Source organism: Oscillospiraceae bacterium, assembly GCA_009780275.1.
Taxonomy (GTDB): Bacteria; Bacillota; Clostridia; order Oscillospirales; family UBA929; genus WRAI01.
On the sequence record WRAI01000012.1, the window covers coordinates 36586 to 59409 of the forward strand.

At 49.9% G+C, this 22824-nt stretch carries 26 protein-coding genes; 14 read left to right on the top strand and 12 right to left on the bottom strand.

The genetic code is table 11. The features are described from left to right. Position 1: 1 nt before the first annotated feature. Genes rsxE through FWE06_05045 form a run of 3 tightly spaced genes read left to right on the top strand, consistent with a single transcriptional unit; the run spans position 2 to position 2017 of the window. Positions 2 to 628, top strand: coding sequence for an electron transport complex subunit RsxE (rsxE, locus tag FWE06_05035; protein ID MCL2546545.1), 627 nt, complete (start codon positions 2 to 4; stop codon positions 626 to 628). Further along, positions 625 to 1206, top strand: a complete 582-nt coding sequence (locus tag FWE06_05040; protein MCL2546546.1) for an RnfABCDGE type electron transport complex subunit A — start codon at positions 625 to 627, stop codon at positions 1204 to 1206. Before rsxE ends, FWE06_05040 begins: the two co-directional genes overlap by 4 nt. A 1-nt stretch (position 1207) precedes the next feature. After that, positions 1208 to 2017, top strand: coding sequence for an RnfABCDGE type electron transport complex subunit B (locus FWE06_05045; GenBank protein MCL2546547.1), 810 nt, complete (start codon positions 1208 to 1210; stop codon positions 2015 to 2017). 110 nt (positions 2018 to 2127) lie between these two features. Here the strand turns inward: FWE06_05045 and FWE06_05050 are convergent, their stop codons facing one another. Next, on the bottom strand, positions 2128 to 2754 hold the full coding sequence (locus FWE06_05050; protein MCL2546548.1) for a gamma-glutamyl-gamma-aminobutyrate hydrolase family protein: 627 nt from the start codon (positions 2752 to 2754) through the stop codon (positions 2128 to 2130). Positions 2755 to 2868: 114 nt separating this feature from the next. Here FWE06_05050 and FWE06_05055 point away from each other — a divergent pair, with 114 nt between their 5' ends. Continuing rightward, positions 2869 to 3468 (top strand): ECF transporter S component, encoded by a 600-nt coding sequence (locus tag FWE06_05055; GenBank protein MCL2546549.1) that lies wholly within the window; start codon positions 2869 to 2871, stop codon positions 3466 to 3468. Between the two features lie 93 nt (positions 3469 to 3561). On the opposite strand, the gene hflX is transcribed toward FWE06_05055, so the two are convergent. The 3 genes from hflX to rpmE all read right to left on the bottom strand — a co-directional run bounded on the left by hflX (position 3562) and on the right by rpmE (position 5655). Next, on the bottom strand, positions 3562 to 4890 hold the full coding sequence (gene hflX / locus FWE06_05060) for a GTPase HflX (protein MCL2546550.1): 1329 nt from the start codon (positions 4888 to 4890) through the stop codon (positions 3562 to 3564). Then, on the bottom strand, positions 4848 to 5372 hold the full coding sequence (locus FWE06_05065) for a flavin reductase (protein MCL2546551.1): 525 nt from the start codon (positions 5370 to 5372) through the stop codon (positions 4848 to 4850). Before FWE06_05065 ends, hflX begins: the two co-directional genes overlap by 43 nt. 73 nt (positions 5373 to 5445) lie before the next feature. Continuing rightward, positions 5446 to 5655, bottom strand: a complete 210-nt coding sequence (gene rpmE / locus FWE06_05070) for a 50S ribosomal protein L31 (protein ID MCL2546552.1) — start codon at positions 5653 to 5655, stop codon at positions 5446 to 5448. A 76-nt stretch (positions 5656 to 5731) separates the two neighbouring features. Between rpmE and FWE06_05075 the strand changes: the two genes are divergently transcribed. Continuing rightward, on the top strand, positions 5732 to 6016 hold the full coding sequence (locus FWE06_05075; GenBank protein ID MCL2546553.1) for a hypothetical protein: 285 nt from the start codon (positions 5732 to 5734) through the stop codon (positions 6014 to 6016). Positions 6017 to 6021: 5 nt separating this feature from the next. On the opposite strand, the gene purD is transcribed toward FWE06_05075, so the two are convergent. The 6 genes from purD to FWE06_05105 all read right to left on the bottom strand — a co-directional run bounded on the left by purD (position 6022) and on the right by FWE06_05105 (position 13320). Continuing rightward, a complete protein-coding gene (gene purD / locus FWE06_05080) occupies positions 6022 to 7272 on the bottom strand; it encodes a phosphoribosylamine--glycine ligase (GenBank protein ID MCL2546554.1) in 1251 nt (416 codons plus the stop codon). Positions 7273 to 7304: 32 nt separating this feature from the next. Beyond that, a complete protein-coding gene (gene purH, locus FWE06_05085) occupies positions 7305 to 8837 on the bottom strand; it encodes a bifunctional phosphoribosylaminoimidazolecarboxamide formyltransferase/IMP cyclohydrolase (protein ID MCL2546555.1) in 1533 nt (510 codons plus the stop codon). A 64-nt stretch (positions 8838 to 8901) separates the two neighbouring features. Further along, positions 8902 to 9099, bottom strand: coding sequence for a DUF6440 family protein (locus FWE06_05090; GenBank protein ID MCL2546556.1), 198 nt, complete (start codon positions 9097 to 9099; stop codon positions 8902 to 8904). Between the two features lie 67 nt (positions 9100 to 9166). Further along, positions 9167 to 9784: a phosphoribosylglycinamide formyltransferase gene (gene purN, locus FWE06_05095; protein MCL2546557.1), complete on the bottom strand. Its 618-nt coding sequence runs from the start codon at positions 9782 to 9784 to the stop codon at positions 9167 to 9169. Beyond that, positions 9781 to 10800 carry a phosphoribosylformylglycinamidine cyclo-ligase gene (purM, locus tag FWE06_05100; protein ID MCL2546558.1) on the bottom strand — a complete coding sequence of 340 codons (1020 nt, stop codon included), beginning with the start codon at positions 10798 to 10800 and terminating at the stop codon, positions 9781 to 9783. The genes purN and purM overlap by 4 nt, the downstream gene beginning before the upstream one ends. Positions 10801 to 10881: 81 nt before the next feature. Beyond that, positions 10882 to 13320 (bottom strand): VanW family protein, encoded by a 2439-nt coding sequence (locus FWE06_05105; GenBank protein MCL2546559.1) that lies wholly within the window; start codon positions 13318 to 13320, stop codon positions 10882 to 10884. A gap of 331 nt (positions 13321 to 13651) precedes the next feature. On the opposite strand from FWE06_05105, the gene FWE06_05110 reads away from it, so the two are divergent. Next, complete coding sequence (locus FWE06_05110) at positions 13652 to 14236, top strand: sigma-70 family RNA polymerase sigma factor (protein ID MCL2546560.1); 585 nt, start codon at positions 13652 to 13654, stop codon at positions 14234 to 14236. Between the two features lie 161 nt (positions 14237 to 14397). After that, positions 14398 to 14679, top strand: coding sequence for a zinc-ribbon domain containing protein (locus FWE06_05115; GenBank protein MCL2546561.1), 282 nt, complete (start codon positions 14398 to 14400; stop codon positions 14677 to 14679). 137 nt (positions 14680 to 14816) lie between these two features. Here the strand turns inward: FWE06_05115 and FWE06_05120 are convergent, their stop codons facing one another. Further along, on the bottom strand, positions 14817 to 15329 hold the full coding sequence (locus FWE06_05120; protein ID MCL2546562.1) for a hypothetical protein: 513 nt from the start codon (positions 15327 to 15329) through the stop codon (positions 14817 to 14819). Positions 15330 to 15554: 225 nt separating this feature from the next. Between FWE06_05120 and FWE06_05125 the strand changes: the two genes are divergently transcribed. Genes FWE06_05125 through FWE06_05135 form a run of 3 tightly spaced genes read left to right on the top strand, consistent with a single transcriptional unit; the run spans position 15555 to position 17676 of the window. Beyond that, a complete protein-coding gene (locus FWE06_05125; protein MCL2546563.1) occupies positions 15555 to 16523 on the top strand; it encodes a hypothetical protein in 969 nt (322 codons plus the stop codon). Next, entirely contained in the window at positions 16523 to 17467 is a 945-nt protein-coding gene (gene ribF / locus FWE06_05130) for a riboflavin biosynthesis protein RibF (GenBank protein ID MCL2546564.1), read from the top strand. Before FWE06_05125 ends, ribF begins: the two co-directional genes overlap by 1 nt. Before the next feature lie 2 nt (positions 17468 to 17469). Beyond that, positions 17470 to 17676, top strand: coding sequence for a hypothetical protein (locus FWE06_05135; protein ID MCL2546565.1), 207 nt, complete (start codon positions 17470 to 17472; stop codon positions 17674 to 17676). Positions 17677 to 17754: 78 nt separating this feature from the next. Here the strand turns inward: FWE06_05135 and FWE06_05140 are convergent, their stop codons facing one another. Further along, positions 17755 to 18576 (bottom strand): polysaccharide deacetylase family protein, encoded by an 822-nt coding sequence (locus tag FWE06_05140; protein MCL2546566.1) that lies wholly within the window; start codon positions 18574 to 18576, stop codon positions 17755 to 17757. Positions 18577 to 18686: 110 nt separating this feature from the next. On the opposite strand from FWE06_05140, the gene FWE06_05145 reads away from it, so the two are divergent. The 4 genes from FWE06_05145 to groL all read left to right on the top strand — a co-directional run bounded on the left by FWE06_05145 (position 18687) and on the right by groL (position 22648). Then, positions 18687 to 19535 (top strand): DegV family protein, encoded by an 849-nt coding sequence (locus tag FWE06_05145; GenBank protein ID MCL2546567.1) that lies wholly within the window; start codon positions 18687 to 18689, stop codon positions 19533 to 19535. Next, on the top strand, positions 19532 to 20440 hold the full coding sequence (locus FWE06_05150) for a diacylglycerol kinase family lipid kinase (GenBank protein MCL2546568.1): 909 nt from the start codon (positions 19532 to 19534) through the stop codon (positions 20438 to 20440). Before FWE06_05145 ends, FWE06_05150 begins: the two co-directional genes overlap by 4 nt. A gap of 278 nt (positions 20441 to 20718) precedes the next feature. Next, positions 20719 to 21003 (top strand): co-chaperone GroES, encoded by a 285-nt coding sequence (locus tag FWE06_05155; GenBank protein ID MCL2546569.1) that lies wholly within the window; start codon positions 20719 to 20721, stop codon positions 21001 to 21003. Positions 21004 to 21016: 13 nt separating this feature from the next. Further along, the gene (groL, locus tag FWE06_05160; GenBank protein MCL2546570.1) at positions 21017 to 22648 is read left to right on the top strand and encodes a chaperonin GroEL; all 1632 of its coding nucleotides are present in this window, start codon (positions 21017 to 21019) and stop codon (positions 22646 to 22648) included. Positions 22649 to 22824: the final 176 nt, after the last annotated feature.

Here is a 22824-nt window from a genome sequence, read left to right on the forward strand (position 1 = left end):
TATGGGACAAACAACCAGGCAATTTAAAGAAGGCATTGTCACCCGAAACCCCATCTTCGTGCTGTTGCTCGGCATGTGTCCGGCATTGGCGGTAACGACAACGGTACGCAACGGCATTGGCATGGGCATTGCTGTTGCGCTCGCCTTGCTTGGCTCGAACATCACCATCAGTCTGTTGCGTAACTTGATTCCCAAGCAAGTCCGTATTGTTTGTTATGCTATGATTATTGTCACGTTTGTATCAGTTGTCGACATGCTGTTCCGCGCTTACTTTCCACAACTGGCAATAACATTGGGCATCTATATACCGTTGATTGCCGTTAATTGCGTCATCCTTGGACGTGCCGAAATGTACGCCTCAAAAAACAGCGTGATGCGCTCGGCCATCGATGGCTTGGCAGTTGGTGTCGGATTTATTTTCGCCTTGATGGCAGTCGGCTCGATCCGTGAAATTATGGCACATGGCACATGGCTAGACAGACAAATTCTACCCTCACGAATCCCAACCGTTGCTTTGATGGGGATGCCTGCTGGTGCATTTTTGGCCATGGGCTTTGCTGTCGCAGCCGGGCAATATTTCGTGCGGCGTCGCCGTAAACGCCGCCTGTATTTTGAGGAGGTCGTATGAGCTTTTCACAACTTTTTATTTTAGCATTGGGTGCCATCTTAGTTGAGAACTTTGTGTTGACGAAGTTTTTGGGAGTTTGTCCGTTTCTGGGCGTCAGTAAACGCATGGATACCGCTATCGGCATGGGATTTATCGTGACGTTTGTCATGACAGCATCAGCTGTGGTGATTTTCTTTGTCAATGCCGTATTGCTTCGTGCCAACTTAGAAGCGTTGCGTATTGCCGTTTTCGTGCTTGTCGTAGCAGCGGTGGTGCAGTTGGTGGATTTGATTTTGCAAAAAATGGCATCGGCATTACATGCATCACTCAGCATTTATCTGCCGTTGGCTACGGCAAACTGTGCTATACTGGGTGTAGTGCTGTTAAGCACGGCACAGGACTTGAACTTTATCGCCACGGTCGTCTATGCTTTTGCGGCTGGGTTGGGCTTTTTGCTCGCCATCACGCTGTTTGCCGGTGTGCGCGAACGATTGGATTTTTCTGATTATCCAAAAGCGTTTGAAGGCGTGCCCATTGCGTTGATTACAGCCGGGTTGTTGTCAATGGCGTTTATGGGCTTTGCTGGAATGAGGTTTTAGTATGAGTATGATGATTTATTCGGTGATATTGCTTGGTGGTCTGGCATTGGCTTTTTCAATGATACTGGCATTTGCTGCGAAAAAATTGCGTGCTGATCGCGACAAACGTGTTCGCCCGTTAATTGACACGTTGCCTGGCATTGACTGTGGAAGTTGCGGCTATGCCGGTTGTGCGGCATTTGCCGAGGCGTTGACAGTTAATCAAGTCAAGCCAGAAGATTGTGTTAACAGTGATGAAGAAACGCAGCACAAGGCGGCGGTGATATTAGGTGTGGCACCAAGCCAAGGGCAGCATGAAGTTGTTATGGTGTGTTGCTCAGGCGGCAACCGTGCTGTAAAAAAATTTGACTATGTTGGCATTGAGGATTGCCGTGCTGCGTTGCTGGTGGGTGGCAGCGGCCCCAATGAGTGTCTGTATGGTTGCCTCGGCATGGGGTCATGCGTGCGCACCTGCCGCTATAATGCGTTGAGTTTGCGAGACGGCGTGGCAACGGTGGACAGCGATCGTTGCGTAGGTTGTAAGGTTTGTTCTAAGGCGTGCCCACGTGACCTTGTGGTGTCTGTGCCAATGAGTGCCGATGTGGTGGTGGCATGTAGCTCACTCGACAAAGGCGAGCGCCTGCGCCAAATCTGCGAAATCGGCTGTGCCGGCTGTTCAGCCTGTCAGTATGCTTGCAAATACAATGCTATCAAGGTGTCTCAAAACCTGGCGGTTATCGATTACGAAAAATGTGTCGGTTGTGGAGACTGTGCCGAAAAATGTCCGCGCAAATTGATTGTGGATACTAAAATTGGCGTTAGGATGATGTAGGGGCGAACTGCGTTCGCCCGCGAATTTATCTGTGCGCACTGTTGATTTATCAAAGCTTTATTATGCGTTTCTGTAGTCCCGTTGTATATCTTATCAACTCAAATATGCCCTTACATAACCCTTAGCAAATCAAAAAATTCGGGTTGCCAAGGGTGCCGCTCAGGGTGCCACTGTACGGCAAAAATTGGCAACATTTCGTGCTCAATGGCCTCAATCGTGCCGTCGTAGCAGATGCTGACACCCCGTAAGCCCGGTGCAAGCATATCAACGGCTTGGTGGTGATAGCTATTAACTCGGCTCAAATCGCCCCATAGTCTATGTGCAGTGCTGCTCCGTGTGTGCGTGACGGTGTGCATGATGCCATTGCTGTGTGTTAAGCCGAGCTGTGATGGCATATCTTGCACTAACGTGCCGCTTGAAGGGAACGGCCCCCCCAACGCCACGTTGATGATTTGGATACCACGACAAATGCCGAAAATGGGCTTTTGGGCCGCCGAAAAGGCGTGAATCAGTGCAATATCCAGCGCGTCACGTCGCGCGTCAATCGTGACCGTGTCGTTGATGACCGATTGTCCGTAGAGCATGGGATCGGGATCATAGCCGCCTAAAATTAGTAGGCCGTCGAATGATTCTACGCTAGTGGGCACATTGAATGCCAGTGCAAAATCAATTCCTTCGAGCTGTCGCATATAATGCTCGTTGGGTAAAATGCCTGTGCTGCAGGTGGTGAGAAACATAACGCGGCCCCCTATTGACAAAGTGAGACTCGGGTGGTATACTACCCTCTAACATCGTATGCAGGTGTAGGGAATGATGGCAATCATTTCACGGAAGAAGGAGGAAGAAGTTTTATGCAAAATATTTCTGTAACAAACCCGTTGAGTCGCAAAGTGGGTGTTGCTTTGTTTGTCACAATCATTGTTGCCTTGCAGGCATTTACAACGTTTGTGCGGCCGTTTTTCTTGCCTATCACGCTGGCATTGCCGCTGATTATCATCGGGGCAGCCGTTTATGGCATGCGCAATGCGGCGGTTTTGGGTGCGGCATTTGGTTCAGTAGTGTTGATGAGTGGCATGACCGGCACAGCACCTGTATCGGCGATGACATGGAGTTTGAGCCCGGTTATCACAATTTTAGCAACGATAGGCCGTGGCGCGATTGTTGGGTTGGCTGCTGGTGCGGTATATGCTGCGTTATCGAAGAAAAGTGTTCTTGCGGGCATTCTTGCGGCGGCAATTGTTGCACCCGTTGTTAACACAGGGTTGTTCATTGCTGTGATGGTGTTATTATTCCAAAATGTGTTGACACACTTTGACGTTGGTACAACCTTTGTAGCAGTTTTTGGCGCATGGGTCGGCGTGAACTTCTTGATTGAACTAGCTGTTAATCTGGCGCTTGCACCATGGATCGTCAATATCGCCATGATGGTGAAAAAGTCAAATCAATCGTAACATTCTGTCGAACGTTGCCATAAGATGGCATGGGATGCTTTCGTAAGAACTCAAAAGACAAAACCCGAGCGATATGTTTCGCTCGGGTTCACTTTATTTTATATAATTATTCAGTTGTTTTCGCAACCGCTCGCCACATACCGCTTTAACGATGATGCAGTCATCCTCATACGTAATGCTGAGCACCTGCCCGTCCTTGTACAGTACATCAAGAAAATCGGCGCGGTCATAAGGTAGGCAAAATTGCGTCTCGCGTCTATCGGCGTTGAGTTGTTTGCTGACATGAGTCAGCAAATCGTCCAAGCCCTTGCCCGTCAAGACAGAAATTGCCATGCCGTCATTCGGAGGCGGGATGGCATTGGCCAAGTCAATCTTGTTGTATACGCGGAAAGTTGATGTTTCCGCTGCGCCCAACTGCTCAAGCAATTTTTCTACCACCTCGGCTTGCTTATGCCAATCGGCATGCGACACATCAATAACGTGCAGCAATAAATCGGCATAGGTCAATTCTTCCAACGTTGCTTTGAATGCTTCGATAAGGTGGTGCGGCAATTTGTGAATAAAGCCGACTGTGTCAGTCAGCAGAGCCGTTGCGCCGTCCGACAGAGGCAGTTTGCGAGTGATCGGATCGAGCGTTTCAAACAAGCGGTCGCGGGCAACGACTTTGGCATTCGTCAAAGCATTGAGCAAACTCGATTTGCCCGCATTGGTATAGCCAATTAGTGCAATGGTCGGCATCTCGTTTTTCTGCCGCTGTATACGCTGGCGGCTCCGTATTTCACGCACGCGTCGCAACGCTGCTTCCAGTTGATGGATGTGCCGGCGAATATGCCGCCTGTCAGTTTCCAATTGCGTTTCGCCCGGCCCGCGCGTACCAATGCCAATGCCGCCGCTTTGCGCCGCGCCTGTTTGGCTCATTGATGTGCCTTTACCCGACAGTCGCGGCAGGGTATAACGATATTGCGCCAATTCGACTTGCAAGCGCCCCTCGTGCGTCTGTGCTCGTGCCGCAAAGATGTCCAAAATCAGCACACTGCGGTCAATGACACGGCATTCCAGCTCTTTTTCCAAATTGCGTGTCTGGCTGGGCGACAGTTCATTGTCGAAGACAACCAAGTCAATATCATGCGCTTGGCATAACTCTTTAAGTTCGGCTAGCTTGCCTTTGCCAATCAACGTGCGGGGATTTGGAGACTGTCGATGCTGCAATGATTGCGCGATACAAATGCCGCCGGCCGTTTCCAGCAGTGATTCAAGCTCGGCGAGGGTATCCTCGTCGGCCTGTTGGTCATCCTGAAAAACGGGTGATGATAATCCGACTAAGACGGCGCGCTCTGAGCCTGTGGCATCGACTGACTCTGAGTCATTTGCGGCATTGTCTAACGCTGTGTTGTTGGTGTGCTCAGTTGTTTTATGATGCATTCTTGTATTTCTCCTATATATATTGTATGGTAGTCTTTGATGGGATAGTTTTTGTCAATCGTACTGTCAATAAACCCTTCGGGGTCTAGTTTTGACTTGTAAATTTTGCGGCAAGTCAGTACCAATTCTGCTTCTTGAAAATAGGCATTTTCGCCGTCAATAACCGTCGTCAAGTTTGTCTGTGCGATTTTGTCGCCATCTCGTCCGCTCATTTTACCGCAGAGTGTAAGCGCCTCGCGGTATGTTTCGGGCAGAAAGCTCAACGTAAATGTATCGCTTGCATCGAGAAATTCATGTGTATAGCGTTGCGGGCGCACGTAGATGGTGGCAACATTCTTGTGCCACAGCACACCCAGCCCGCCCCAGCTGGCGGTCATGGTGTTAAGTGTGCCGTCACGCACTGCTGTAATGAGCATCCACTGGTTGCCGATGGCGGCAAAAGGGTTGAGTGGCAGATTTTCGATAGGTGTTTGAATGAACATAATGGGATACCTCCTAATAATTTTGTAAAAAAACAAACAACCTGCAAAATTGCAGGTTGTCCGACTTCCATTGTTATTGTTGCGCCGTAATGCCAAACTTTTTGTTGAAACGGTCAACGCGGCCGCCGCTGTCAACAAGTTTTTGTTTGCCGGTATAGAACGGATGACAATTCGAGCAGATTTCCACACGGAGATTCTCTTTGGTGGAAGCTGTGTCGATGGTTGTTCCGCAAGCGCAACGAATGGTCGTCGGAGCATACTTGGGATGGATAGCAGTTTTCATGGTCTTTCACCTCGTTAGAAATTGACAATATGAATAAGTATAACATAGGTTGCTGGGAAATGCAAGTGTTTTTTGCTTGATTTATATTTTACTTTTGATTATAATGAAAATAACAGAACAAATTAGAGCAGGGAGCGGGAGCGCAGAAGACATCAATAATGTCGGAGAAAGTATTAAGGGTATTTACCATTTTTCGAATATATCAGGGTATTATCAAGCTGATTTGCCAAATTTGCGTGAGTTTAAGAGCAGGGTGGTGGAAGTCAAAGAGAAGGAACCCGGAAAAATTAAAAAATATTCCTTGGAACTGCTAGAAAAACTGCTTGATGAAAAAATCAAATTAATATCAGTAGAAGAATAGAATTTCTACAACCGTCCGATATCTGTCCGAAAAAAGGCACCTTCAAAGGCAATGGGGCGCAATGCCGTGTATGCTGCCGCCAATGCCTCGGGCATATTTTCGCCCAACGCCGTAATGCCCAGCACACGTCCGCCGTTTGTAACAACTTGTCCGTTTGTATTCGCCGTTCCTGCGTGAAAAACAATGGCATCTTGCACATCGTCCAAGCCGGTAATTGGAAAGCCCTTGGGATAATCGCCCGGGTAGCCGCCTGAAGCCATAACGATACAGACAGACGCTTGCTTTCTCCATGCAATCGGGCAGTCAGCCAGTTTGCCGTCGATAATTGCAAGACAGATATCGACCAAATCGCTGTCGAGCAACGGTAAAATGGCCTGCGCCTCTGGGTCACCGAACCGTGCGTTGTATTCGATAACTTTTGGCCCGTCGGGCGTAAGCATCAGCCCAAAATAAATCACGCCTTTGAATGGTCGTCCCTCAGTCGCCATGCCTTGAATGGTGGGCAGGAATATATCACGCTCGCAAATCGCTGCAATGTCAGGCGTATAGTGCGGCGACGGGCAGATAGCGCCCATGCCGCCGGTGTTTGGGCCTTGGTCGCCGTCAAATGCTCGTTTGTGGTCTTGCGATGACGGCATTGCCTTAACCGTGGCGCCATCGGTGAACGCCAGTACAGTGACTTCGGGTCCCGTCATACACTCCTCAATCACCACACGATTGCCAGATGCACCAAATCGTCCGCCGCTCATCATGGAAATAACAGCATCACGCGCTTCGTCTTCCGTTTGTGCGATAATGACACCCTTGCCCAGCGCAAGCCCGTCAGCCTTGATAACGACAGGCATTGATTGTGTTTCTAAATATGCCAGCGCGGCGGTTTGATCGTCAAAAGTTTGATATTTTGCCGTCGGGATGCCGTGTTTCTGCATAAACGCCTTAGAAAAAACCTTGCTGCCCTCTAAAATGGCGGCATTGGCGCGTGGCCCAAATGCAGGGATACCGAGGGCTTCCAGCTTGTCGACCAGCCCCAATGCCAACGGGTCATCGGGCGCGACAAATACTAAGTCGGGTTTATTTGATTCCGCCCAGCTGCAAATGCCGTCCAAATCAGTAGCAGGGTAGGGTAGGCAGGTTGCAATCTGCGCAATGCCGGCATTGCCCGGCGCGACAAAAAGTTCAGGCATGTGGCGGCTTTGCGATAATTTCCATGCAATAGCATGTTCGCGGCCGCCGCCGCCGATAAGTAAGAGTTTCATGTAGAGATTCCTCAAGTTCTAAAATTTGCAGGTTAATGCACAAAATGTCGCATGCCAGTAAACAACATTGCAATGCTGTGTTTATCACACGCGTCAATCGAATCTTGGTCGCGGATTGAGCCGCCCGGCTGTATAATCGCCGCAATGCCTGCCGCTGCCGCCGCCTCCACGCAGTCAGACATAGGGAAGAACGCGTCGCTCGCCATGACGGAACCTTTGGCGTTTGCGCCCGCGTAGCGGAGGGCAATATCCAACGCTGTTACGCGGTTGCATTGCCCCGGGCCAATGCCGACGGTGCGCTTGCCATTGACAAGTACAATAGCGTTTGAACGTACATGTTTGACCACTTTCCACGCAAAGTCAAGCTGCGTTTGCTGCTTGGGCGTGACCAACGCCTTACTGACGCGCTTGGTGCTTTCGTAAAGTTGCACATTCGCACTCTGCACCAACAAGCCGCCGGCAATTTGCTTGATTGTTCGCGTATCAATGGGCGTGAATTCGCTGATTTTGGGCAGTTCCATAACGCGGATGTTTTTCTTTTGTGTTAAGCACGCTAAGGCATCCGGCGCATAGCTTGGTGCAATGACGATTTCGATGAACATTTGGTTAATCGCCTCGGCGACCGCCGGTGTACACTCACGATTCAGCGCGATAATGCCGCCGAAAATTGAAACTTTATCAGCTTCATAGGCATTGTGCCAAGCTTCGTCAATGCATTCGCCAATGCCTACGCCGCAAGGTGTCGCGTGCTTAACGGCGACGCAACATGGCTCAGCAAACTCTTTCACCAACGCAATCGCACCGTTCAAGTCATTGATGTTGCAATACGATAATTCTTTGCCATGTAACTGTCGCGCATTAACCAAATCGCCGTCGTGCGGCGACAGTTCACGGTAATACGCTGCTGTTTGGTGCGGATTTTCACCGTAACGCAAATCTTGCTGCTTCTCGTAGGTCAATGTCAAATGTTCGGGATATGCTACGCTCTGCTCGTTATCAAAATATTGCGCAATTTGCGCATCGTACTGTGCCGTGTACTCAAAGACTTTGCGCGCTAACGTCAGTCTGTACTCCTGCGACACTTCGCCTGCCTGCAAGCATTCAAGCAATGGCGTGTAATCATCGGGTGACACAACAACACAGACGTCCTGCCAATTCTTTGCCGCTGCGCGCAACATGGTAGGCCCGCCGATGTCAATGTTTTCAATGGCCTCATCGCGCGTGACGTTGGGCTTGGCAATTGTTTCGCGGAACGGGTAGAGATTGCACACCACGATATCAATCGGCGCAATGGCAAGCTCTTTAATTTGTGTCATATGCTTGGCATTGCCGCGTACGGCAAGAATGCCGCCGTGAACTTTGGGATGCAAGGTTTTTAGTCGCCCGTCAAGGCATTCGGGGAAGTCGGTCACCGCCTCGATAGGCGTGACATCCAGCCCTGATTCAGCAATCAATTTTGCTGTACTGCCGGTCGATACAAGGTCGTAGCCAAGTGACTGTAATCCTTGCGCCAATTCGACCGCACCGCTTTTGTCAAATACGCTGATTAAGGCTCTTTTGTTCATAGTGAATCTCCTTGCAATTATACATCCTATTATATTATACTGTGTTCTGCAATGCAGCAAATGCTTATTTTGTGCTATCCTCGTCAATTACGGGATTTCCATCCTTGTCGAGAAGTGGCGTCAAGCCACCTGCGCTCACGTACTTGTAAAACAAATATTGCGCCCCCGTTTTTTTATCACGGAGAACGGTTGCCCATTCTCCCATCCCAAACATATCCGTATATAATTTTTCGAAACGTTTTTCTGGTTTAGCCTTTTTCATAATTGTATAATCCTTTTCATTTAGCTATTGTGTAATATCTAACTCGTTGCAATGCACAAAATATAAATTAGCAACTATAAACCTTCCGCCCCTCAACACGCAACTTCCCCTCACAATGCCGGCGCACCGCGTCGCACAACAATGGCCATTCACATTCCTCCATCACGCGCCGCTGCAGCGTTTGCGGCGTATCGTCAGGCAACACATCAATGGATTTTTGCGCAATTACAGGACCGCTATCCGTTTCCGGCCAAACGTAATGCGCCGTTGCGCCCGTGAGCTTGACGCCGTAAGCCAGCGCGGCTTCATGCACGCGCAAACCATAAAATCCATCACCACAAAAAGCGGGAATGAGTGACGGGTGGATGTTGATAATACGGTTGTGGTACGTTTTGCAGAAGATCGGCGACAACACCGTTAAAAAACCGGCAAGAACCACTAAATCAATGTCGTGTGTTGTCAAAACGTCCATAACGGCGCGAGTAAATTTTTCGCGGTCGGGATACTCTTTCTTTGATACGACAGCCGTTGTAATGCCCGCAGTTTGCGCTCGCTCAAGTGCAAAAACATCGAGTCGGGATGACAGCACCAGTGCAATTTCGGCATTCGAGAACATTTCCCTTGCATCAATTAAGGCCTGCAAATTTGTTCCGCCGCCGCTGACCAGAACCGCAATTTTTATCATAAGTGCACGCCCTCGTTTTTGATGACTTCACCTACGATATATGCGTTTTCGCCAACGGCATCCAATGCTGTAATTGCCGCCTGAGCCTCTTCTTTAGAAATAACACAGATTAAGCCTAGCCCCATGTTAAATGTGCCGTATAAATCTTCTTTGCTCAAGTTGCCGCGCTCGGCCAGTAAATCAAAGATCGCGGGGCGGGGGAAAGCTTGTAAGTCAATCTTTACTCCCAAGCCGCTCGGCAACATACGCGGAATATTTTCATAAAACCCGCCGCCGGTGATATGGCTGATACCTTTAATCGTAATCCCTTGCAGCAACGCTTGAATCGCCGAAACATAAATACGCGTGGGCGTAAGCAACTCTTCGCCCAATGTTTTGCCGAGCGACGGTATAAAATCCGATAATCCTTCACGTGAGCAATCAAAAATCTCACGAATCAGTGTAAATCCGTTGGAATGAACGCCCGTTGACGGCAGTCCAAGCAGTACGTCACCCTCTTGTGCGGCATCGTTGTCCACCATTTTAGGCTTGTCTACCATGCCGACGCAAAAGCCGACCAAATCGTAATCACCCGCAGCGTAAACGGCAGGCATTTCGGCTGTTTCGCCGCCGACGAGGGCGCAGCCGGCTTGACGGCAACCTTCGGCAACACCGCTGACGAGCTCAGCTACTTTCTCGGGAATGGTTTTGTGAATGCCGATGTAGTCAAGGAAAAATAGTGGCTGTGCACCTGAGCAAGCCACATCGTTGGCACACATGGCAACACAGTCAATGCCGATGGTGTCATGCTTATCCAGTTCAACGGCAAGTTTGACTTTCGTGCCGACACTGTCCGTACCCGACACGAACACAGGTGTGTCCAACCCGCCAAAATCAGGCTGAAACAGTCCGCCGAATCCACCCAAACTGCCCAGTACGCCTGGGATGTAGGTTGATTCAACCGACTGCTTCATCAATTCAACAGCCTTGTAACCGGCCTCGACATCAACGCCGGCTTGAGCATAACGCTGGCTCATATAAATTCTCCTTTTGTGCAATGGTTTGAGGCGGAATGTTGGTTTCTTACTAGGTTTGTCGGTTTCAGTTATGCTTGATACTTAACCGCCGTATCCATCGTCGGGTGGTATGGGATCAGGTGAAGGTGGCGGCGGCGATGGAGGAGGTGGTGCTGGTGAAGGCGGCGGTGGTGGTGGCGCAGGCGGGTCAGTGGGCGGTGGCGTCGGTGAAGGCGGTGGTGGCGCGGGCGGGTCAGCGGGTGGTGGTGCCGCCTGATGGTTTGGAACCATATCCGCCGAACCGACTTCTATCGTGCGCGGGCGCATACGATAGACATCACGGCCTAAAAATTCTGTGCGCACCAGCACGCCGTCGCGATAGATACGGCGGTGCGCTTCACTGGTAAACCCGGTTGAGCCGCCATCGGTTACGCGCTGATTGCCGGCACCGAGTGCAGGATTATGCACATGTACGGTTTGAATAGGTGTTGAGCCAAGCTGTGTTGACACAATGCTTACAGTATAATTGTTGGTGCGTGTGCCCATAATGCGCACGCGCACACGGTTGCTGTTTGGGTGTTCCACCACTAATCGAATGGGATATGGCGAAGTGTTGCGGAAGCGGAAATCGAGTGAACCCCAAAAAATGGCCGCATCTTGACTCAATGGTGAATATGCTACACGGAAGCCATGCTGATGTCGTTCAACGATCTCCATATTGCCGCGCAATGCCGCCATATAAAGAGTAGAAGATACTTGACAAATGCCGCCACCAAGCATTTGCTCAGTCCGGCCGGCAATGAAGCCGATTCCGCTTTGGAAGCCGCGCGCTGCCGTACGCTGTCCGACTCTACGGTTGAATGAGAAGACATCGCCGGGGTTGAGAATCATGCCGTTAATGAGTTGTGACGATAAGCGTACGTTGGTTTGGCGGCCTGCTGAGAAGTCTAAAATATCTGTATGGATATCGGCAAGCACATCGTTGAAAAAACCTGTTTGTTGTTGTGTACGCAAAGCCGCCGCCGTCAATGTTGGTTTGACGACAGTCAGCGGCACGACAACGGGGTTATCTGATATCGTTTCGAGCAGTTCGTTGGCTTTGTCGATGTCTAACCTCAGCCCGGACTGTTCTTCGGTAATGTCTTGGCCATTGGCTTGCAATGCTGCGTTGCGCATAGGAATGTATACTTCTTCGGCAATCTCGTCCAGTGAGATAGTTTGCCGCTCGGTCACTGCGGCGGCAAAGGAAACAGGCTCCGGCACAGTGCCTGTGACGATAGAAAGAAAAGCCTCAACAAATGAGTCGGCAATGGCTTGGTTGTCAAACTCGACACCGTCTGCGCCACGCCAAATATAGATACTTTCGTTGTTGATTTCCACCGAGTCGTGTTGCAGCTCAACAGCACGTGGTTCGATAAAATCATCAACAATTTCCGTAATGCGCTCAATATCAAGGTTGAGTTCGGCGGCTGAGTTGATTTCTATGGGGTTGTTGCGCAGGCGCACAATGGTGCGCATACGTGTGAAAACATTGCCCTCGCGCCCGTAGTTAAACGCGCGCTCCACAGCATCATCAGTCAGATGACGCAGGTCGATATCATCGGTAGTAATGGTCAACGTAACATCATCAATATTAACGCTTACGTTAGTGATTCGCTGCTCATTGTCGTCAAGGGCCCAGTCGCTGATATGGCTGGCATCAAAAGTTTCTTGCGCTTCTTCTCTGGTCATACCGCCGAAAGCAACACCATTAATGTAGATGCCGTCGTAGATAACGTCTGATGACAGCGTGATAGCAGTAAAAATTGCAACAAAAACCAACAACGCTGCTACTACCGATGATGCGGCAATGATAGCAATTTTAATGCCTTTTCTCTTGTCTTTGCACACTGCCTTGTTCAGCGGAACTGGCGGGGCTTCCGAGGCAGTTTGTTCGATAGAAGCTACCGTTATGGTCGATGGCTTTTTTTGCTGTTTAGCCGTGATATGTATGGTTTTTTTTGTGGGTGCTTTTTGTGCCTTTGGCGGTTTGACAGGTGCTTTTTTTTCTGTTGCCGCCGGCGGAGTTTTAATTGCTGTTGGCTCTTTTTCTAATGTTGCCGTCGCTGCTGCTGTCTTTACGGCATCTTTGCTTGCCGCTGATTGACTCATTGTCGTTGTCGCGACTTGATTCTTGCCTGGCGTCAACGTGTCAGCTATTTCTTTAGGTGATTCTTCGGGCGTTGCCGCCGGCTTCTTATGTGGTGCTGTTGGCTTGGGTACAGTTTTTGACGCGGCTTTTGGCGCCGCTTTGGTTGGCAATTTTGTCGCAGTGCCTGATTTGGCTTGCGGCTTTTTTGTGGGGGGAGATGGCTTTTTCGGTGTTGGCAGTTTTGTCACAGGTTTGACGGTTGCCTTTTCGGATGCAACAGAAGCAACCGTATCCTTTTCAGCTACGGCTTCAATCGGCGGCATTGGCTTGGCTGTGGATGGTTTTGTTGCTTTTTTCTTTGGGCTATTTTGTGAAGCATTGCCCGGCTTGCGGACAGGTCCTTTGCTCATTGTACACCTCGCATTGGGATTTCTCTTGACTAAAATTCTTCAAGCACATTATATACGATGCTGCAACAAAATACAATAACAAAACGGTTACAAATTCAAGAAAATTTTGCATAACGGAAAGAATTATGTCACCCTACACACAAAATTTGCTCTGAAATTATCGAAAAAGACGACAAAAATCCTGATAAATGCCCGGCAAAGACAAAACAAATGTCACACAAGCACCCGACGAAATTTATAAAAAATCTAAAAATTATGATTGACAAGTGCATGAGAGTGTGATATATTGATTGAGAGTAAGCGGAGATAGTTGGCATAAGAGGAGTTGCGCATGAGGGCAAAAGCATTGCGGTTGTTGGATGATACGACCTTGTGCGGCCAAGCGCAAGCAGGAGACCGACAAGCCGAAGAATTGCTGATTTTGCGATATACACGGCACGTGCGACGTTGTGCCCATCCGTTATTTTTAATGGGCGGAGACAATGAAGACCTCAACCAAGAAGGGTTGTTGGGACTTTTGTCAGCCATTCGTGATTACCGGGCTGACGGCACGGCGGCATTTGCTACCTACGCTGAAACCTGCATTCGTAATCGTTTGGCATCGGCTATTTCCAAAGCCAATCGGCTGAAACATACACCATTGAACTCTTCCTTGTCGATGGACGTGCCGCAGTTGGCAGCTGTGCTACATGACTTTAATGTGATTGATCCAGAGAAGTGGGTGATTGAGCGCGAAGAGGGACGTGAGTTCGCGCAGTTGCTGGCTGGAATGCTGTCAAGCATTGAATCGAGAGTGTTGCAATTGTATTGCGATGGGTATTCCTACCGTGAGATTGCTGCGCAGATGAATGTGAAAAGCAAGACGGTGGATAACGCCATCCAGCGCATCAAGAAAAAATTAAGAAGTGTTTTGTAAGAGACAATGCCTACACCGTTCCGCAAAGATAGTAACCCCGCCTCGCCAGAGGCATTATTATATGTGCCCATGTAGCTTAAATCACCAGAGCGCGCAACAACGAGGTGTCGGTGCAAATCCGTCCACGGGCAAAGAAAATCACCAAAAGTGAGGGAAAACCAATGTACGAAGACAAAACCCTGAAGTGCAAGGATTGCGATGAAGATTTTATCTTTACCGCAGGAGAGCAAGAGTTCTACGCAGAGCGTGGCTTCCAGAATGAGCCGCAACGTTGTAAGAACTGCCGCGACGCTCGTAAAAACGCGCCGCGCGTTCGTGAATTCTTCTCGGCAACTTGCGCCGCTTGCGGCGGTGAGGCAAAAGTGCCTTTCGAGCCCAAGACCGATCGTCCCGTTTATTGCAGCGACTGCTTCTCGCGTACACGCGAAGAAGGCAGCTACTAAGATTTAACGCGACAATACTCCCCCGAATGCTTTGCGTTTGGGGGAGTATTTTGTTGGTGTTGTGGAGAAGAGTCACCATCCTTACACAGAGGGGCATGCGACAAAAGGCGGGTGAGCATAGACATTGGCTCCCTACGTTAAGCGGGGGCGTTTTTGCGATTGGCGGCACCGATGATGTAGAGGACGCCCAGGGGGATGCCCCAGATGTAGGAGTCGGCAAAATGGTACGAAAGCAATAGATAGCCTAGTAGGTCAAAGCCCGCAGTCAAGATTAGTATGGCGATGCCGCAGCCAAGTATCAAAGGTGCTTTCGATTTATCGTTTGCCATGACGATGCCGGCGATGCCCATACCGAGGATGGCAGTCATGGCGATGAGGATAACGATATCGGCGGCAGTATAGTTGTGTGTGATGTAATGGCCGACACGATGATATGACTCAAAATGGCTTAACGCATCGATTATGCCAATAGCGCTGAAAATGGTTGCCAAAATACCGACGACGCGAATCATTGTCTGTCCGGCGGGTTTCTTGGGCTTTTGGTATACGGGGTATGTCGGTATGTTTGGATAGGATTGCGGCGGTTTGTTTTGGCATGAACAGGGGGCGTTGTTGATGCGTTGTTGGCCGCATTGTCCGCAGAATGGCATGTGAGGTCCTCCCTTTTGTGTTTTTAGTAAGTAGGGTCGGCACGGCGGAATCACCAAATTCTATAATGAAAGGGCGTGCAGCAGCAAATCGTCCTTATGTTGCAATAATAACAAATTCGCAAATACTTGTCAATTGTGGGGCATTTGAATTTTTTGTCGAGATGGTGTATACTATGATAGTGCAAGATTGAGAATGCAGAATGCAGAGTTAAAGGAAGTGCTTTCATGTCCCTTGAAACGATAGAGAGATCCACTGAAGAAATATCTGAGCAATCGCCGGTTGAGCCACCGAAAGATTATCGTTCCAAGCCGGTGAAACGCAAGCGCGGGTGGCGGCCATCGGGGAGAAGTGACGGGCGGCGCATTCGCACGCATCCGCCGTTAAACAATTTGATTCCGTACATTATGAAGCGCCGCGCTGAGTCAAGCAACTATTACATGGCCGAAGTTGACTGTTTGGCGGCTGAGAAGTATATTCGACAAAAGCGCGTTGAGGGGCTGAAAGGCTTTGGTATGCTGCACTTTTTTATTGCGGCGTATGTGCGTGTTGTCAGCCAACGGCCGGGGATTAACCGTTTTATTTCGGGGCAGCGGTTGTACGCTCGGCATGGCATTGAGGTGGCGTTGACGGTTAAGAAAGACTATACCATTGAATCGCCCGAGACAGTCATCAAGGTAGTGTTTACGCCGCATGATACGGCTGAGGACGTGTTTCATAAAATTCAACATGAGCTGAAAGTTGGATTGGAAGAGGGTGATTCGACGCGTACCGATGCGGCGGCGCGTAGCTTTGCACTGATTCCGGGGATGTTTTTGCGTTTTACCATTAAAATGTTGGAAGCGTTGGATTACTATGGATTGTTACCACGATCATTGACGTATACCAGCCCGTTCCATGGCAGCATGTTTGTGGCTGATTTGGGCAGTATTGTTTTGCCGCCCCTACATCACCACTTATATCATTTTGGCAATGTGCCGCTGTTTTTAGTCATTGGCGGTAAGAAAAAAGTGCAAGAAATCGATAAAAACGGTGAGGTTAAAGAGAAGAAAGTGCTGCCGTTTGCGCTGACGTTGGATGAGCGCATTACTGACGGGTTTTATTTTGCGGGAGTGCAGCGCGTGGTGTTTGACATTTTTAAGAATCCGGAGCAGTTGGATTTGCCGCCTGAGACGGTGGTGGAGGATATATTGTAATGCAACGGGTGATAGCGTTGGGTTTTTTTGACGGCGTGCATATCGGGCACGCGGCGTTACTGCGGAAAACGACACAATGTGCCGCCGCGTTGGGGGTAGTTGCAGCGGCGCTGACGTTTGATGTGCCGCCGAGCCGTGTGATTGGTGGCACGCTATTGCCGCTATTGACCACGCCGGAACAGCGGGCGGCACTGATGCATGAAAATTTTGGCATTGAGGATTGTATTGTTTTGCCGTTTGATGAGGCATTGATGAATATGCCGCATGAAGTGTTTGTGGCACAAGTGTTGCAAGAGAAATACAGTGCAGTCGGCGTAGTGGCGGGCCGTGATTACCGTTATGGGCGCAGTGGGAAAGGCAATGTGGAAACGTTGGCGCAGCAATGCGCCGAATTGGGTATGACGTGCGATATAGTTGAGCAAGTGCGCGTTGACGGCGAAATTATTAGCGCGACGGCCATTCGCGCGCTGTTGGCAAAGGGTGATGTAGCACGTGCTAACGAGTTTTTTGGGCGGCCATATACGTTGTGTTTGCCCGTGCAGCGCGGGCGTGGGTTGGGGCGACAGTTGGGATTTCCGACGGCCAATATGATTTTGCCCGAAGATTGGCAGCAACCGGCGTTGGGTGTCTATCGTTCGCAAGTGGAGTTGGACGGTAAAGTGTTTGCCTCGGTGACGAATATTGGGCGGCGGCCGACGGTGGAGAGCGACAGCCCCCCGTCAACGCTTGCGGCCACCCAATTTCAAAAGGGGGCGGGGGATATTGTGGTTGAGACACATTTGATTGGATTTAATGGCGATTTATATGAGCAGACGCTGTGTGTGGCGTTGCTGTCGTTTATGCGACCGGAACGGAAGTTTGAGAGCTTGGACGCGTTGAAAACGCAGATGGCGATGGATAGAAGTTACGTTGAGGGGCGGGCGAATGCGCGGGGGTGCAGATAGTTATGATAGACGATAAAACCTTAAAAGCAAGGCAATTTGTTAGGGAAGTAAAAGAGCTTGCGGCAAAGCGTGGTTTGCCGTTTTTTGTAGTAACAGATGGCGCAAGTGGCATTGATAATATCGATTGTGACGCTGTTGAACAGGCGAGAAAATCGCATGTTGAGTGGGAGCTAGGGCAGGGGATAGATCCATGTCATGATTGGGCGTAGGCGTTGTGTATGGCGCAAGAAATCACTTGGCTCTTGGAGTCCTTACAGGTGCAGTCGCAACAGCGGATGATTCTCTCTCTATCCTAATAACTTCTCGGCGCTTTTGTGATGGCTGCGCAGGTAGCGTTTGATGAGTGAGAGTGAGGCCGGGTCGCCCCTGCGGATGTTTGCCATGCCCTGGTGGCTTTGGAGGGTGACTTGGATGCCGTTTTGTCGTAAGGCTGCTTCCGATTCGCGGTCGGCAAAGCCGAAGGGATAAGCAAAGGCGACGGGTTGGCGACCGGTCAGTACTTCTATGGCATCACCGATGCGGCGGCAATCTTCGGCGATAGGGGCTTGATAGGCTTCGGGCGATTCGTTGCGCTTGCGTGTCGCACCGCGTCGTCCTTTGTTGTGGTGTAAGCCCCAACTATGGCTTTGTATATCCCATATGCCGCGCTGCTGCATGGCGCATATCTCGTCCCACAGCACATATGAATAGTTAGGATCAACGGCGTTTTCACGAGTCGATTGCTCGCAAAATTCACCGTTGATAAAGATTGCGGCACGCATGCCGTATTGTGCCAATAACGGTTCGGCGTAATAGACATTGTTGTAATGTCCGTCATCAAAAGTCAGCATAACCGGTTTGTAGGGCAGTTTGCGCCCTCTGTGTACGTAGTTGATTAAATCTTGTGTCACAATGGTGGTGTAGCCGTTGTCGCGTAGAAACTGCAAATCCTTTTCCAACGCGTCAGGCGAAATGCCGTATTCACCGTGACGGCGCGGGCTTTTGATGATGTCGTGATACATCAGCACGGGGATATCGATGCTCTCACGGCTATCTTTTCGGCTAAATGAAAAGCCCGTTAAAAGTGCAAAAAGAGATACGATGGAAAGGTAAAACACTACTTTTTTCATGCTCAGTCACCTCATGTTAATCTCACCTTAGTATGTCGTGAAAAAAGGGTTGCAAACGAGGTGATTTTTTGGTAAAATGTCGTAAATTACAAAAATAGGAGGATTTCACCATGAGTAAAATTATTCTGACCGCGGACAGCGGCTGCGATCTCGGGCCTGAGTTGATTGCCAAGTACGACATACGCATTATTCCTATCCATGTGACGTTGGAGGGCAAAGAGTATCTCGACGGTGTGGGCATGACCTCGGAAGAAATGTTGCAAATTTGTGAGGCCAAAGGCATTGTGCCTAAGACATCGGCACTCAATCCGACAGAATTGGAAGAATTTTTCAAGCCGCTGATTGCCGATGGTAGCCAAGTTGTCCATATCAGTATATCGTCGGCGGTATCGACATCTTATCAAAGCGCGGTGCTGGCGGCGAGCGATTTGGAAGGCGTACATATCGTGGACAGCAAGACGCTGTCTGCGGGCATGGCGCTGCTGATGTGCAAGGCTTATGAAATGCGTGAGGCCGGGTTAGCAGCGGCGGATATTGCTGAGAAATTAACGGCGTTGACGCAGAAGACACGCGCCAGTTTTGTGCTTGAAACGCCGGAATGGCTGCATAAAGGCGGCCGCATTTCGACGGCAAAATTTGTGGTGGCAAGCGCATTGGGCATTAAGCCCTGCATAGAAGTTGACACTTTGACCGGTACGATGGGGCCGGGTAAAAAATATCGCGGCAAGTTTGACAAGGCGTTGCTGCAATATGTTGATGATAAACTGGCGAACGCCGAATACGATAACGATCGTATTTTTATTACCCATGCGGGTGTTGAGGACAGCCTGATTGAGCAAGTCAAGATGAAGATTTGCGAAGTGGCTGATTTTAAAGAGATTATTGTGACGCGTGCTGGCATGACGATAACGACACACTGCGGACGTAATACACTAGGTGTGCTGTTTGTGGCTAAGTGAGGAAGCACCTCTTTGTTCTCAATCCGGCGGCAGGTAAGCGCGATAATGTGCGAGAATTGCGGCAGCGGATAGACGCGCTGGAAACAGAGGAACAAGCGATATTGATAGTGACAGAACATCCCTGTCATGCCATAGATATTGTACGTGAGCAAGCCGTCAACCATGACGGCTTGCTCGTTGCCTATGCCTGCGGCGGCGACGGTACGCTCAATGAGGTTATCAATGGTGCTGCGGGGCTGTCTAATGTGCATGTCACACATTATCCGTGTGGAACGGGAAACGACTTTTTGAAGTGTTTCGATGGCAAGGTTTCCGATTTTTTAGATATTTCGGCATTAATGCGCGGTGAAACAATGGATATTGATTTATACAGCGTCAATGGGCGGTATGGTATTAACATCGGCAGCGTGGGACTGGACAGCCGTGTGGGAGCTGAAGTGCATCGTTTTAAGCGTTGGCCGTTGGTCAACCACAAGATGGCGTATAATTTGTCGGTGCTATACAATGTGGCCAAGGGCGTCGGTGCAAACTATCACGTCAGCATTGACGGGCAGTTGTGTAATGATTCGTTTACGCTGCTCAATGCCTGCAATGGGCGGTATTATGGCGGCGGTTTTTACGCTATGCCCGATGCTGTACCGAATGACGGATTGCTTGACTTTCTTATTGTCAAGCGTGTATCGCGTTTTGGGGTGGCAAAAGTTATTGGCAAATATGCCAAGGGTCGGTATCATGAGTTGGGCGACATTGTGACGTATATACGCGGCAAGAAGCTGGAAGTCGTTGCTGACAAACCTATGCCGATCAATCTTGACGGTGAAATTGTCCGTGCGCGTGTGGCGACATTTGCAGTGGCGGAAGAGAAAATCAAGTTTGTCATGCCAGAAGGTGTGAAATTGAGGTAGAGCGCTTGTGCAACACGCGCTGGTGACTTCCCAGCCATTGTTATCATATGATCTACAATTTTTTTGGCACAGACAATAGGTGTGAAAAATGCGTGAAAACAAGAGAAAATTCAAGCATGATGGAAATATTTTTGTGTGCTATGATTTCGTGAGCGAAAATGCATAGTTTTTGCTGAAATATGAACTTGCTATTTGGGCGGAAAATCTTTACAATAGATAGTGGTTTAGCAGTCTGTTGCAGTGAGTGCTAAGAAAAGAAGACATTGGAGGAAGCAAGTATGAAACTTAAACCCTTAGCCGATCGTGTTGTCTTGCAGCTCGTGGAGAGCGAAGAGACAACTAAAAGCGGCATCATTTTGGCAAGTTCGGCACAGGAAAAGCCGCAAGTGGCGAAAGTTATCGCTGTAGGGCCGGGTGGAAACGTTGACGGTAAGGACGTTGTTATGCACGTCAAGACCGGCGACAAGGTCATTACCAGTAAATACTCGGGCACCGAAGTGAAAGTTGACGGTGATGAATACACAATCGTGCGTCAGGGTGATATCCTGGCCGTTGTGGAATAGGGAGGAATAAAATATGTCTAAAATTATTATTTTTGGCGAAGAGGCACGCCGCTCGCTTGAGCGCGGCGTCAACGCATTGGCGGATACCGTTAAAGTGACGATGGGACCCAAAGGCCGCAACGTGGTATTGGACAAGAAGTTTGGTTCGCCGTTGGTGACCAATGATGGCGTGACGATTGCCAAGGAAATTGAGCTCGACGACGCCTTTGAAAACATGGGCGCACAGCTTGTTAAAGAAGTTGCGACAAAGACAAACGACATTGCCGGTGATGGTACGACGACGGCGACTTTGTTGGCGCAAGGGTTAATTCGTGACGGCATGAAAAACGTTGCTGCCGGCGCAAATCCGATGGTTATGAAAAAAGGCATTGCCGATGCGGTTGAGGCTGCTGTGGCAAACATTGTCAAGGATTCGGTCAAAGTGAAAGACAGCGGCGATATTGCGCGTGTCGGTGCGATTTCGAGCGGTGATGAGCAAATTGGTAAGCTAATCGCTGAAGCGATGGATAAAGTGACGGCCGACGGCGTTATTACTGTTGAGGAGTCGAAGACGGTTGAGACGTACTCGGAAGTTGTTGAGGGTATGCAGTTTGACCGCGGCTATATTTCGCAGTACATGGTGACCGATAACGACAAAATGGAAGCTGTCATTGACGATGCACTGGTGTTGATTACCGATAAGAAAATCACGAGCGTGCAAGACTTGCTGCCGCTGTTGGAGCAAATCGTGCCGACGGGCAAGAAGTTGGTTATCATTGCTGAAGATGTTGAGGGTGAAGCACTCGCTACACTGTTGCTCAACCGCATTCGCGGCACTTTCCACGCGGTTTGCGTCAAAGCGCCGGGATTCGGCGACCGCCGCAAAGAAATGCTGAAAGACATTGCCATCTTGACGGGCGGCGAAGTCATCAGCGACGAGTTGGCGCTTGACCTGAAAGATACGACTGTTGAGCAACTCGGACGCGCGCGTCAAATTAAAGTGCAAAAAGAGAACACCATCATTGTTGACGGTGCCGGTGACAAGAAAGACATTTCGGCGCGTATCGGCCAAATCCGTGCGCAAATTGAGACGACGACATCAGACTTTGACCGTGAAAAGCTGCAAGAGCGCTTGGCGAAGCTGTCAGGCGGTGTGGCTGTGCTGAAAGTTGGTGCGGCGACCGAAGTTGAGATGAAAGAAAAGAAGCTGCGCATTGAAGACGCGCTTAACGCGACGCGCGCGGCTGTTGAAGAGGGCATTGTGCCGGGCGGCGGCGTGGCTTATGTCGCGGCGATGAAATCGGTCGAGAAACTGCTCAAAGATAAGAGTGGCGACGAGAAGACCGGCGTGTCGATCGTGCTGTCGGCGTTGGCTGAGCCTGTACGTCAAATCGCGGCGAATGCCGGCGTTGAGGGCAGCGTTGTGCTGGACAAAATCCGCAGTGCCGACAAGAAAAACTACGGTTACGACGCGCTCAGTGCGGCGTATGGCGATATGATTGACATGGGCATTGTTGACCCGGCGAAAGTGGCGCGTTCGGCGTTGCAAAATGCGGCCAGCATTGCGGCCATGGTGCTGACGACCGAGAGTTTGGTCAGTGACAAGAAAGAGCCTGCACCTCCTGCTCCGCCGATGCCTGGCGGCGGCGGAATGGATATGTATTAAGCGCTACCGAGTAGGGCGCATCAAATTGGAACAGGAGCGGCAGAAGCCGCTCCTGTTTTTTATGGAGTGGGTTGTACGCCCTCAGCTGTTGTGGGTGACAGATCTCCCCGGGAAGGAGCTGAGGAGGAAGCATAAACACATTTGTCAAGCATTGCGCAAGACCGTCGGGGAAAACG